13 protein-coding genes are annotated in these 12,018 nt (G+C 49.3%); 6 read left to right on the top strand and 7 right to left on the bottom strand.

The genetic code is table 11. The features are described from left to right. Window positions 1-43: 43 nt before the first annotated feature. The gene (locus G006_RS0120545; protein WP_020485105.1) at window positions 44-526 is read right to left on the bottom strand and encodes a copper resistance protein NlpE; all 483 of its coding nucleotides are present in this window, start codon (window positions 524-526) and stop codon (window positions 44-46) included. A 642-nt stretch (window positions 527-1,168) separates the two neighbouring features. Here G006_RS0120545 and G006_RS27285 point away from each other — a divergent pair. Beyond that, window positions 1,169-3,400: a PKD domain-containing protein gene (locus tag G006_RS27285; RefSeq protein WP_020485104.1), complete on the top strand. Its 2,232-nt coding sequence runs from the start codon at window positions 1,169-1,171 to the stop codon at window positions 3,398-3,400. Window positions 3,401-3,623: 223 nt separating this feature from the next. On the opposite strand, the gene G006_RS0120535 is transcribed toward G006_RS27285, so the two are convergent. After that, on the bottom strand, window positions 3,624-3,956 hold the full coding sequence (locus G006_RS0120535) for a hypothetical protein (protein ID WP_020485103.1): 333 nt from the start codon (window positions 3,954-3,956) through the stop codon (window positions 3,624-3,626). 455 nt (window positions 3,957-4,411) lie between these two features. On the opposite strand from G006_RS0120535, the gene G006_RS28925 reads away from it, so the two are divergent. The 5 genes from G006_RS28925 to G006_RS0120510 all read left to right on the top strand — a co-directional run bounded on the left by G006_RS28925 (window position 4,412) and on the right by G006_RS0120510 (window position 8,241). Beyond that, window positions 4,412-4,564: a hypothetical protein gene (locus tag G006_RS28925; RefSeq protein WP_026147195.1), complete on the top strand. Its 153-nt coding sequence runs from the start codon at window positions 4,412-4,414 to the stop codon at window positions 4,562-4,564. Between the two features lie 8 nt (window positions 4,565-4,572). After that, window positions 4,573-5,097, top strand: a complete 525-nt coding sequence (locus tag G006_RS0120525) for a cytochrome c oxidase subunit II (protein ID WP_020485101.1) — start codon at window positions 4,573-4,575, stop codon at window positions 5,095-5,097. After that, a complete protein-coding gene (locus tag G006_RS0120520; RefSeq protein ID WP_020485100.1) occupies window positions 5,090-6,709 on the top strand; it encodes a b(o/a)3-type cytochrome-c oxidase subunit 1 in 1,620 nt (539 codons plus the stop codon). Before G006_RS0120525 ends, G006_RS0120520 begins: the two co-directional genes overlap by 8 nt. Before the next feature lie 2 nt (window positions 6,710-6,711). Beyond that, the gene (locus G006_RS0120515; RefSeq protein ID WP_026147194.1) at window positions 6,712-7,359 is read left to right on the top strand and encodes a c-type cytochrome; all 648 of its coding nucleotides are present in this window, start codon (window positions 6,712-6,714) and stop codon (window positions 7,357-7,359) included. A gap of 90 nt (window positions 7,360-7,449) precedes the next feature. Next, window positions 7,450-8,241 (top strand): hypothetical protein, encoded by a 792-nt coding sequence (locus tag G006_RS0120510; RefSeq protein WP_020485098.1) that lies wholly within the window; start codon window positions 7,450-7,452, stop codon window positions 8,239-8,241. A 68-nt stretch (window positions 8,242-8,309) separates the two neighbouring features. Here the strand turns inward: G006_RS0120510 and G006_RS0120505 are convergent, their stop codons facing one another. From G006_RS0120505 to G006_RS0120485, 5 genes are all read right to left on the bottom strand, one after another. Then, window positions 8,310-9,239: an HDOD domain-containing protein gene (locus G006_RS0120505; protein ID WP_020485097.1), complete on the bottom strand. Its 930-nt coding sequence runs from the start codon at window positions 9,237-9,239 to the stop codon at window positions 8,310-8,312. 11 nt (window positions 9,240-9,250) lie between these two features. Next, window positions 9,251-10,567, bottom strand: a complete 1,317-nt coding sequence (locus G006_RS0120500) for a sigma-54 interaction domain-containing protein (RefSeq protein ID WP_020485096.1) — start codon at window positions 10,565-10,567, stop codon at window positions 9,251-9,253. 493 nt (window positions 10,568-11,060) lie between these two features. After that, entirely contained in the window at window positions 11,061-11,525 is a 465-nt protein-coding gene (bfr, locus tag G006_RS0120495) for a bacterioferritin (RefSeq protein WP_020485095.1), read from the bottom strand. Window position 11,526: 1 nt separating this feature from the next. Further along, a complete protein-coding gene (locus tag G006_RS0120490; RefSeq protein ID WP_020485094.1) occupies window positions 11,527-11,748 on the bottom strand; it encodes a (2Fe-2S)-binding protein in 222 nt (73 codons plus the stop codon). A gap of 3 nt (window positions 11,749-11,751) precedes the next feature. Beyond that, entirely contained in the window at window positions 11,752-12,015 is a 264-nt protein-coding gene (locus G006_RS0120485; RefSeq protein ID WP_020485093.1) for an RnfH family protein, read from the bottom strand. Window positions 12,016-12,018: the final 3 nt, after the last annotated feature.

Below are 12,018 nucleotides of genomic sequence, written 5' to 3'. Positions count from 1 at the left end.
GGGTGGCCGCCAGCGCACGCGGCCACCCGGCTTAAGGTTTAAATCAATGCCCGGAATGTTCAGGCTGCTTATCGGTGACGCTGGTTCTACGCAAAATATAGCGATCCGCAAGTTTGCCGGTGAACCGGTTGCCGCTTTTATCCAACTGAATCAACGCATCTTTTTCAACCAGATATTGCTGCGACGTTGAGCCATTCTTTGGCGTCAAAACCAGAGTATTGGCTTTCTCACCCGGGGCAAACTTACCCTTTTCAGTAAACTCCCGTTCCGATTTCCCCAAAAACTGGGTCATCAGCAGATAACTGCCGTTTTTGTTCAAGGCCAGTGTGGTTTTCACGCCGATACAGTCGGCACAAGGGGTTAAGCCAGTATAAATCCCTGGCCAATCCATACTCTTGTGTTCGTGATGAGCATCCTTATCATCAGCCCCAGCCGTTTCGGCAAGCGCTGGATTAAATACAGAAAAAGCAGCCATCACCAGAAAAATGACCAGATTTTTTTTTAATTTTGATTTAACTGTTCGCATATTTGCTCCTGAGCAAACCGTCGCTAATAATAATTATTGAGTAGGTACCACGCTGGAAATCTTTTGTGCGCCGGCGTTCATTCGTGAAAAGCCGCCAAGGCAAAAACGGCCTGTTAACAACCAGTGAGCATCTTTTTTACCGACCTTCATCAACTGATCGACGCACACAGTTGCTCTATAAAGCCCCGCTTACAAACACAGATGATTCCAACCGCCTATTGTGGCATAGCTGCAAAGGATTAACTGATTTCATATCGCTAAAGCCCCCCATTAAGCAATCAGCCAACTGCGCTAGAGAGCTAATAATCGGCGCGCAAACCGTTCGTTAACACTCGTCCGTACAATACCCTCACCAAAAAATAAACCTATTCGTGCGCTTTACCAGTATCGGCTGGGACATTTTTGTGCGCCAACCCAGACTTTTCGCAGACGTTTTTTGACTGAACACTAAAAAATTGGACTGTATTTCACCGAGCATATTTTTGGATGTTACATTGCCGCCCGATTAGAAAATTTAATCGTTTATTACCGGTACCAAAACGGTACCACTATTTTTACCCCGAGACGCCGCTAGGCGATCTCGCTTCAGTAAGTTGGCTCGGTTGGTGTGCTTACTGAAGTTAAACTCCAAAGGTGACCGATATGAATACTCATATCCTAAGAAAATCCAAAACTCTGGCATCCGCTATTTCCGCCGGACTACTTTTTTCCACATTTGCGTTTGCCGCAGATACATCCCGCCTGATCGGCAAGGATCTCGACCAAAACCGCGATCTAGTTGCGACTGTGATGCAGGGCCGCAACTATACGGTACAAATTGACGATCAAGGAAAAATCAAACAAGTCATCGATACTGGCGCCAACGGCGACGGCAGCGATCCGCTTTCCATCACCAGTAACGCCTCTACTACGCTGTCTAACACAGGTGCGATGGTCGAATTGCCGGTCAATTATCAAGGCCAATACGCTATCGATATGCTGGGTGCCGATTTGCCCAAAGTGGCGTCAAATCATGGTTTGACCCCGAAAAAATTCAAGGAAATGTTGACTCAAGACGAGACGATGCGGGTCGACGGTAACGGCAGAGTATTATATGTGGACAATACAGCCGATCAGCAAAATCAAACGCAAGCCGGTAATCTGGTCTCGCCCAATAATGTCGCCGGCACAACAGGCACCAGCAATCCGCCGGTACCTATAGCATCGAAAGCGGCGCTGGCTAACGCCTTTGTATTGCACAGCAAGCCTGGTGCAAGCAAAACCATTTACCTGGATTTCGATGGTCATGTTGCTCAGGGCACCGCTTGGTCCGCCTCCACCATTAACGCGCCAGCTTACGATCTGACCGGCAACCCTAGCGTTTTCGACGATACCGAGCGCAGTAATATCATTAGCATGTGGAATCGGGTCGCGGAAGATTACATCGCCTTCGATGTGGACGTGACCACCCAACTGCCGACTAACGATGCCTTATTCCGCACCAGCGCGGCGGATACCAACTACGGGATACGCGTAGTGGTCACCAAAACCGTATTTAACTGCGGTTGCGGCGGTGTTGCCTATGTCGGCGTAGTCAATTTCGTCAACAACGCTTATTACCAACCGGCCTGGGTGTTCCAAGACGGCTTGGCAAACAACGAAAAATACATCGCTGAAGCAGTCTCTCACGAAGCCGGCCATAACCTGGGCCTGCAACACGACGGCCAAAAACCCAGCACCGGCTATTACGCTGGCCACGGTACCGGCGTCACCAGTTGGGCTCCGATTATGGGTGTGGGCTATTACAAAAATCTGACGCAATGGAACCCGGGCAGCTATCCAAACGCCAACAATCAACAGGATGATATTGGGACCCTAGCCAGTTACGGCATTCTGGCTCGAAGCGACGATTACGGTAATACACCAAGTACAGCAAGCTCTCTGAAAAATATCGGTACTGCCACTGCACTGAATATTCAAACTTTCGGCGTCATCGAAACATCAACCGATACTGATATGTTTGTGGTCAGCACTGGTGGCGGGCTTATTAACTTGACAGCCAGTCCTGCAGCAGTAGGTCCAAACCTGGACATTAAGTTGACCTTATACAACGCTAGCGGTACCGTGGTGGCTAGCAACGCGCCAGAAACCACTTTAACAGCAGCCATCAACCAATCCGTACCGGCAGGCACATATTATTTGGCAGTAGAAGGCTCAGGTCGCGCGGCAGTAAGCGGTGATGCGGGCTACTCTGTTTACGGCAGCTTGGGGCAATACCAGATCACCGGTAGCTACGTGCCGGCTGGCACTGTCCTGACAAAACCTCCAGTTGGCGCCATATCCGCCTCAACTTTGTCAGGCCCAGCACCGTTAACGGTTAATTTCTCGGCGAATAACACGGTGGGCAATGGCAATATCACCAGCTATCAATGGTCATTTGGGGATAACACCAGCGCGACCGGGTCGAATCCAGCTCATACTTTTACGACAGTTGGCACCTACACCGTTAAATTGCTGGTTACCAATCAATATCAATTAACCGACACCAAAACGGTACAGGTTACGGTTACCGCACCGCCTCTGCCGACCATGTGGGTATCCACGATAGGCATGTCTATCGTTAAAAGCACCAATGTGCAGGCAAAAATGTCGGTTAAATTGATCGATTCCAACGGCAAGCCAGTAGCAAATGCTACTGTAGTAGGTACATTTAGTGGTTCGGTTGCCGGTACTATTACCAGTAAAACCGACGCTACAGGCACCGTTATCCAAACTGCTACTACAACAAAACTGACTGGTGGTTCCGCTACCTATACGTTGAACAGTGTGACTGCGGCGGGTTATACCTACAATCCGACCAAGAATGTGAAGTCGGTGGTTACGATGACCTGGTAAGAAATTCAACCAACAAAGTGTGGGCGATACCCTCCTTTGTTGGGACCTGAAGCTCAGTTAGCCAGCAACATAAAAAAGCCTGTAGCACATTGCTACAGGCTTTTTTACTTTATGGGGGTAATCTTTATTTGTAATTATTCATCGATCTTTCAGATGTGCCTGTCCCCTTTTTCAAAGGGGGATTGAGGTTAGTTATAAACCGATGCTGAACAGTTACCTCTATTTAAAACGGAAATACCGAAAGATTTAAACCTATCATCGCGATATTAAGCACAAATCCGTAGTTAGCCATGGTTTTTCGGAGTTTCGACTTGAACATCGCCACGGAAGCTAATCCTAAGCCAACCAGATCCATCACGATAAAGGCCACAATTAAAAAGCGTAAGCCATCGCTGTTGGATACACCATCGGTAGCGGCATAGATGGGAAATAAAATAAACAACCAGATCACAAAGTTACAAGCCGCCAGCAATAACGCAGCATTCGAAAACCCGAGCAATCGATATTTCACATGGCGGGGCGGAGTTTCTTGAAATTCATCGATCGGCTGATTCATTGTGGTTATCGCTGGTTAGTGATTCGGCACGGACTCTTGCAGGCACTTTTCTGGTATTTCATACTTGCGGGTCCTGGTAATTTTTATAGGGTCGAACTATCTATTTGCACCAAATAGTGACATGCCGACTCCGTCAATACCAGTTTTTTGGCTTTTTGAAAGCTGCATAAGAGATTTCCTGCCGCGCAGTGTTTCTTGGTGCATCAACAAAGTCCCAGTCCTCCAACGTTCTCCCCGCCCGTCAACCGCCGAGTGCGTTCTCTGTGAGCTTTCAGCCAATCCTCCTCTAACAATTCGTACCACTGATTTATCGCTTTCGATTAGTCCGAAGCTAAGGGTATGATTACCCCAGCAATCAGATGGTAAAGTCATCAGTAAGAATGACGAAACCGGTGCTGTTCATGCCGTTGGTTGCCAACATAATTCCTATCAAAACGCATACAAGAAGGAAGGATATGAACAATCTCTCTGAAGAAGAACGTAAAGAAATTCTGCAAAGCGCCCCAATCGGTACCTGGGCATTAATGCTGATCGTCAGCGGCGGCATGGTGATAGCTTGGCTGCTGATGTATTACGGGGTGTTCTTACCTCGTGGCCATATCGGTTAGGGGGTCCAATGCATATTCATCAACTGGAAAAACAGTGGGCAGCTATTGCCCTAATGATCGCGGGACTATTTGTAGTAGTCATTTTATCTTCCGCATTATTCCATGGCATTCATGCCCCGAGTAATGTTGAAGCCATCGATTCGGCCAAACTGCATCTGTCGGCAGAATTTGCCGAAGATAAGCTCGGGGTTCAAGAGCATCCCGACGGGAGCATCACTGTCCGTATGGTGGCCGGCCGTTACGGGTTTTACCCTAAAGACCTGGTTTTACCCGCAGAAACCAACATTACCTTCCGCTGGGTCAGCCTTGACGTCATTCATGGCGTCCACATTCCTATGACCAATATGAGCACGATGATCGTGCCCGGCTATGTCGCGCAAGTCAAAACCCTGTTACACCATACTGGCGACTATCCGCTGCTGTGCAACGAGTATTGCGGTATGGGCCACGCCCACATGTGGAGCAATATTAAGGTAGTCGGCAAAGCGCAGTGGGAAGCGCTCAACAAACAAGGGGGAGTAAATCATGGATAACGCAGCGGAAAAAAAACTGGCGCTGACCCATTTCTGGGTGGCATTTGGCGCGTTCGCGCTGGCCTGTGTTATGGGCGGCTATCAAGTCATCGAACGTAGCGGCTTTTTCAAAATTCTGGAATCGCGGGAAGTGTATTACGCCTCGGTCAGTACTCACGGTGTGTTGATGGGCTTTGTGCTGACTACCTTCTTTATCATGGGTTTTGGCTATTACGTAGCCACCAGCAGTTTGAAATTGCCGGTTTGGAATAAAACCTTCGCCTGGACCGGCTTCGGTGTGGCATTAACCGGCGTGGTTCTAGCTGCATTGCCGTTGTTAGGTGGCGCGGCCTCGGTGATGTTTACCTTTTACCCGCCCTTGCAAGCGCATCCTTTGTTCTACATAGGGGCAACCTTACTGGTGGTGGGCTCCTGGTTTTGGGCCGTGACGATGATCGTCATGTACATGCAATGGAAAAAAGCAAATCCTGGTAAACCGGTGCCGCTAGCAATGTTTGCGACGACTGCCAACGCTATATTATGGCTGTGGACCAGCGCCGGGGTTGCCGCTGAGGTATTGTTCCAATTGATTCCCTGGGCTTTGGGCTTGATTGACACCATAGACCCCGGTCTGGCCCGGACGCTCTTCGCCTGGACTCTGCACCCCATCGTCTATTTCTGGTTGATCCCTACTTACACCGCCTTTTATACCTTGGTGCCAAAGCAGGCTGGCGGTTATCTGTTCAGCGACATCATGGCGCGCGCCGCCTTTATTTTGCTAGTGGTCTTCAGCCTGCCGATCGGTTTCCATCACTTGTACATGGACCCGGAACAAAATCACGGCTGGAAGATTTTGCATGCCATCGGTACTTTCGTGGTGACCTTACCGACCTTTGTTACCGGCTTTACCGTCATTGCCTCACTGGAAATTGCCGGTCGGTTGCGCGGGGGTAAGGGCCTGTTCGGTTGGATAGCCGCCTTGCCTTGGCACAATCCGATGGTACTGGCGATTATCCTGGGCTTGTTGATGCTGATCTTTGGCGGCTTTGGCGGCTTGGTCAACGCCAGCTACGCGATGAATGCCATGGTGCATAACACCGCCTGGATTTCCGGTCACTTTCACCTGATCTTCGGCGGCACGACCATCATCATGTATTTCGGCATTGCCTATTACTTCTGGCCGGTTTTGACCGGCAAGCCCTTATTTAGCAATTCGCTGGCTACTACTCAATTGTGGACCTGGTTCGTCGGCATGGTCATCATGACTACGCCTTGGCACATCTTGGGCTTATTGGGCCAACCAAGACGCATCGACAGTGTCAATTACAATAATTTATTGACCTTGTCTTGGGAGCCTTATGAAGTAACCATGATATTCGGCGGCCTGATACTGATCTTTTCTGCGGGATTGTTGATGTATAACCTCTATAAAACTCAAACCGGCACTGAAGTATTCAGCGGTGAAGTCGAATATGCCGAACAGTTCGACAGCCCTGACTACTTGCCCGGCTACCTAAACAGCTTCACCTTATGGAACATCGTGATAGGCGTATTCATGCTAATTGCCTTCGGCTATCCGATCCTGCAATTTTTCTTGATGGAAACCTTTGGTTCAGGCAGATGGGGGGTCTGATCATGAAAAAACTCATTTTAAGCGCAGCATTATTGTTGCCAAGCACCGCGTTTGCACAACCGTCTTCGCAAGTCGCCTGGACCGCCGATCAGTTAAATTTCGTGAAAGCCGGCAACCCGCAAAAAGGCGAAGAACTGGCCAAGACTTGCAACGCCTGTCACGGCGAAAAAGGCATCAGTACCTCAGCGGCTTTCCCGTCACTGGCCGGGCAATTGCCGACTTATTTATATAAGCAATTGCAGGACTACGCTAACGGTAGCCGGGATAACGCGATGATGTCGGGTTTGGCTAAAACGCTCAGCAAACAAGACGCTGCCGATTTAGCGGTATGGTTCGGCTCGCAAACGCCAGCGTTCCAATCAAAGACTGACATGGTCTATGAAAAAGCCGAAACTCTGGTTAAAGGCGGCAGTAGCGAACGGGTGTTGCCGCCTTGCGAAGTGTGTCACGGCGGTGACGGCAAGGGCCAAGTGGTCGACATTCCAGCGCTGTCCGGCCAAAATGCGGATTACATCTCGGCCACACTGCATGCATTTAAGGATGGTACACGTCACAACGACATCTACAGCCGGATGCGCATCATCGCGCAAACCTTAACCGACGAAGAAATCAGCGAACTGGGTTATTACTACCAAAACATCAAAAAATAGTAATATGCTTGGCACGGGAGGCAAGGCTTTTGCCTCCCTCTTAAAGCCTTGCTCGAAGCGATAACTTTCCCAACAACCCGGATTGCAACTATGCCTGATCGCAACGAAACACCCGTTAAATATGCCTACAAAGGCGCTAATCTGATCAGTTTCGGCCTCTCGATCAAACTGCTGTTCACCGGTTATCTAACCACAATAGCCGCCGGTTATTTGATGGCATTAATCCAGATTTTGTTTACCCACGGTATGGCCGACGGCAAATTCGGTTTGTCGATGGACGATATTGTTTACAGCTATTATGGCGACCGCTCCGGTTCGGTATTGGAATCCAAACTAAACGGTTCGATGAAATACAACGCGCCTGAACAGGAGCGCTTCAAAATCATTCAATGGGTCAGGGATGGCGGCGACGAAGCGGTTTACAACAAGGAAATTAAACCCATCGTCGAGCAATTTTGCACTGGCTGCCATGGAGCCAATGCCGGTTCGCTGCCCGATTTCACCAAATTCGAAAACTTAAAAAAGCTGACGGAATCGAATGAAGGCGCAACGTTTCAATCGCTGACACGGCTATCGCATATCCATTTGTTCGGCATCAGTTTTATTTTTATGTTTGTCGGCATCATTTTCAGCTTTAGTACTGGGGTACCGTGCAAGTACAAATATCCCGCTATCGTGATGCCCTATTTGTTTCTACTGATAGATATCGCCTCATGGTGGCTGACTAAACTCAATCCACACTTTGCCTTGTTGGTGCTTTTTGCCGGCGCAGGCTTGGGCGTTTCCTTCGCGTTTATGTGGACCGTGTCCATGTATCAAATGTGGATACTAGGCGGCATACTGAAGCAATCGGACCGCCGCAATGCGATATTGCGCGATTAAGTGCTGAGTTGATTGATGGGGCGCCGAAGAATTTCTAAGCGCCCACTTTACGATAACAGGCGGCAAATTTAATCGGTAAGTTGTTCCGCAGTCGCTAGAATTTTCACTAAATCGTCATTCTGGCTATCGAGTATTTCCAGACAAACAGCCTCATCCAAACCCAGCAATTCCGGCACGTCTTCCGGACACACCTGGTTCGATGCGTCGCCTATGCCTAAACGTCCCAACAGACAATCGCTATAAAACGTCAACAGATTCAGTTGGTGGTTTTCGCCGCGATAGTAGGGGTTGTGATGGTGATAGACAATATCGGTAATCATGCGCGGCATCGACCAGACATTCATCAGCCAAGCGCCGATTTCGGCATGATTGAGGCCGAAGGCAAAAGTTTCCAGATTGAAAATAGCCAGACTAGGGTTCGCGTTGATCAAGCCGCTCAAATAACTAAATTCGTCAGGAAAACGATGACCCAGCAATGGGAAACCGATATTGTGCATCAAGCCGGATAAAAACAAGGCTTGCGGCTCCGGCCGTGCGGCGACAGGCATAACGGCGGCCAACTGCGCCATCAAGCGGGTGCTGGCCAAGGCATGGGTCCAGAACATCCGCGTGCCTATCTGCCCTTCCTTGGGCGATTTCAACGGTGCCAGCACCGCCAACCCCAAAGCCAAATCCAATACAAAATCAAACCCCAACACGCGAGTGATCGCATCATGCACGGTCGTGATCTGACCACGATAACCGTACAGAGCTGAACTGGCCCAGCGGGTAATTTGCGCTGTTAATAAAGGGTCGAGTTCGATGATGTCGGCTAATTTACGAGCATCCGCACTTGGATCGGCGATCAGGTTCAATATGCGCAGCGCGCTGCCGGGCAAGGGCGGCAAGGCTTTAATCTGGGCGATAGTCTCGCGCATATCGCGCGGCGGGGTCAAACCGTTGCGTTGCCGGCTACCAATGTTATCAAGCGTCCAGTTTATCAGGTTAGATTCCATCATTGCTCCGCCGCTTAATTCAGATTGAGTCGGTTAAGTTTACGGTACAGCGTTCGTTCACTGATATTCATTTCCGCCGCTATCAACTTGCGATTCCCCTGATACTTGCTGATCAAACTATTGATAAACTCCGCCTCGAATTGCGCCATGCTGTTAATCGGTAGGGGATGCGCATCGCCACTTGCCTCGCTGGCGGCGGCCGACTCAACGCCCCCTTGGCGCTGCATGAAATGAATGTCGGCTTCTTGAATACTCTTGTCCTTACACAAGCCGGCCGCCAATTGCAGACAGTTTCTCAGCTCACGGATATTGCCGGGCCAGGCATATTGGATAAGCTTGATTAAAGCCGATTGCGTAATCGCATAGCCGCCATCGGCGTCCGTGTTTAACTGCGCTAAAAAATGATCGATCAATAAGGGCAAATCCTGTCTACGCTGCCGCAGTGGCGGCACTTCGACCGGAAACACCGACAAGCGGTAGAACAAATCTTCGCGAAACCGGCCGGCTTTGACCATGTCGGCTAAATTTCTATGTGTAGCGCAGACCACTCTGACATTGGCTTTTTGCATCGCCGTGCCGCCTACTCGCCGAAATTGACCACTTTCCAATGCTCGCAATAACTTGGGTTGTTGCGATAGCGGCAGATCGCCAATTTCATCGAAGAACAAGGTGCCATTATTGGCTAATTCGAACAAGCCTTTTTTTGCAGATGTCGCGCCGGTAAAAGCGCCCTTTTCATGCCCAAACAATTCGCTCTCAAATAACTCTTCGCCAAGAATCGTACAATCGACAATCACAAAATCGCCATCCGCCTGCCTGGAATGGCTATGCACAAATTCGGCGGCCAATTCTTTACCGGTGCCTGTTTCACCAAGCAATAATACCGGTGCTTGCGTATCGGCCGCCTGTTGCAACCGGGTTTTATATTGTGCAAACGCCGCTGACTTCCCGATCATGGCCGGTGCCTCGTCGCCTTTAGCCGCGGACCTTTTTAATACGGTTAACGTTTCGCCCAAATATAAAGTTGCGTCGGCATCCAGCAACGGAAAACCGCGCGCACTGAATGAGCGCTGGGAACTGGTATCGCTGGTGTCGGCAAAGATACCGGCGTAGGCTTCCAGAGTCTGAAACAAGCGCTGATGGCGGCAATTGCGGTTTTCGACGCAGCACGGTTGACCGACCAGATTCTGTCGCATGACGCCAAAACTATGTTCCCAAGCGCGATTCACTGCCACGATGCGTAAATCGGCGCCGATTATGATCAGCGGCAGATCATGAGTTTCCAGCAACGATTCCAGCGTAAAAGCACTTTGCGGCATAATTTGCGGCATAAATTCCTATCAATGTTTTCGGTGTTGTCAGCGTATTAAGGGCCATTTTAACCAAAAACGGCCCAAACCAAGGCCTAAAGCCCTTGGCATCGATGTTGTAATACCGCTAAGGATAACTCATTCATCATCAGGGAACATCTATGAAAGTTGGCCACCTGCCGATAAGAATGCGCCTATGTTTTAACCCTAGGGCAAGAGAGGCAGCATAACTATAGACGGAGATGTGTCCACTTGGAGGGGTACATCAAAACCGCGATGGCGAGAATGAGCGTCTCATTCATCCGGCAATGATCAAGTCTCACAGTATTCGGACCGCGGCTACATACCGCAATCCGTTAAAGAAAAGGGGGTGTTCAAGAATTTCAAGAAAATACAAAAGACGATGGGCAACAACGATATTACAACCATTGACCCAATACTGAAGTGCCGGGGCTTACTACCCGAACAGGGCCGGCAACCGGCCCCGCAAAGTTTTTTTGAATGGCGCGCTTTTTTACATCTGCGATTGCAGATAGTTTTGAATACCGATTTTTTCGATCAGCTCCATCTGGGTTTCCAACCAATCGACATGCTCTTCTTCGTTTTCCAGAATATGCTCGAACAACTCTCTGGTGACGTAGTCGTTGATGCTTTCACAATAAGCAATCGCATCTCTTAATAACGGCAAGGCCAGGTGCTCCAACTTAAGGTCGCATTCCAGCATTTCCTTGGGATTTTCGCCTATCATCAAACGGCCCAGGCTTTGCAGATTAGGCAAGCCTTCCAGAAACAAAATCCTCTCGATCAATTGATCGGCGTGTTTCATCTCGTCGATCGATTCGTGATATTCCTTTTCATTCAGCTTTTGAAAGCCCCAATTTTTGAACATCCGGGCGTGCAAAAAATATTGATTGATGGCCGTTAATTCGTTTTCTAGTGCTTTATTTAAAAATTCGATAACTTTTTTATCGCCTTGCATGTCAAATCTCCCCGGTTTTAGTGATTAGTTGTGCATCATTGGCAGCCTGCAATAGCCGACATGCATTTTTTCTATCCAAAATTTGCGCAATGTCCTTGTTACATTTACCGCAATCGCCACCGACACCGAAACACTTAACCAGCTGTTTCCGCGAGCATAAACCGCTGTCTATAGCGGCATCAAGTTGGCTATCGGTTACGGCTTTGCAGACACAAACGTACATAGGCTAAGCCACCCGCCTCCGCTGGACTTGCGCGGGATCTGCGGTGATTTTACGATAAATCTCCACGCGATCACCTTCCTTGACCGGCGCATCCAATTTTGCCAGTTTACCGAAAATCCCGACCTTTTGGCTTTCCAGATCGATCTCCGGATACTGCGTCAACACGCCGGACAATTCTATCGCTTCGGCGATGGTACTACCCTCCGGCACTTCCAGCCGCAACCAGATTTGCCTGTCGGCCTGCGCATAACATACACCCACATTCATAGT

This window comes from Methylomonas sp. MK1, assembly GCF_000365425.1.
Lineage (GTDB): Bacteria > Pseudomonadota > Gammaproteobacteria > Methylococcales > Methylomonadaceae > Methylomonas.
This window is presented reverse-complemented; position numbering and strand designations above follow the sequence as displayed.

Bases quoted from the DNA above. Each gene is read 5' to 3' on its own strand.
- G006_RS0120545 (WP_020485105.1), bottom strand. From the start codon at position 526: ATGCGAACAGTTAAATCAAAATTAAAAAAAAATCTGGTCATTTTTCTG.
- G006_RS27285 (WP_020485104.1), top strand. From the start codon at position 1,169: ATGAATACTCATATCCTAAGAAAATCCAAAACTCTGGCATCCGCTATT.
- G006_RS0120535 (WP_020485103.1), bottom strand. From the start codon at position 3,956: ATGAATCAGCCGATCGATGAATTTCAAGAAACTCCGCCCCGCCATGTG.
- G006_RS28925 (WP_026147195.1), top strand. From the start codon at position 4,412: ATGAACAATCTCTCTGAAGAAGAACGTAAAGAAATTCTGCAAAGCGCC.
- G006_RS0120525 (WP_020485101.1), top strand. From the start codon at position 4,573: ATGCATATTCATCAACTGGAAAAACAGTGGGCAGCTATTGCCCTAATG.
- G006_RS0120520 (WP_020485100.1), top strand. From the start codon at position 5,090: ATGGATAACGCAGCGGAAAAAAAACTGGCGCTGACCCATTTCTGGGTG.
- G006_RS0120515 (WP_026147194.1), top strand. From the start codon at position 6,712: ATGAAAAAACTCATTTTAAGCGCAGCATTATTGTTGCCAAGCACCGCG.
- G006_RS0120510 (WP_020485098.1), top strand. From the start codon at position 7,450: ATGCCTGATCGCAACGAAACACCCGTTAAATATGCCTACAAAGGCGCT.
- G006_RS0120505 (WP_020485097.1), bottom strand. From the start codon at position 9,239: ATGATGGAATCTAACCTGATAAACTGGACGCTTGATAACATTGGTAGC.
- G006_RS0120500 (WP_020485096.1), bottom strand. From the start codon at position 10,567: ATGCCGCAAATTATGCCGCAAAGTGCTTTTACGCTGGAATCGTTGCTG.
- bfr (WP_020485095.1), bottom strand. From the start codon at position 11,525: ATGCAAGGCGATAAAAAAGTTATCGAATTTTTAAATAAAGCACTAGAA.
- G006_RS0120490 (WP_020485094.1), bottom strand. From the start codon at position 11,748: ATGTACGTTTGTGTCTGCAAAGCCGTAACCGATAGCCAACTTGATGCC.
- G006_RS0120485 (WP_020485093.1), bottom strand. From the start codon at position 12,015: ATGAATGTGGGTGTATGTTATGCGCAGGCCGACAGGCAAATCTGGTTG.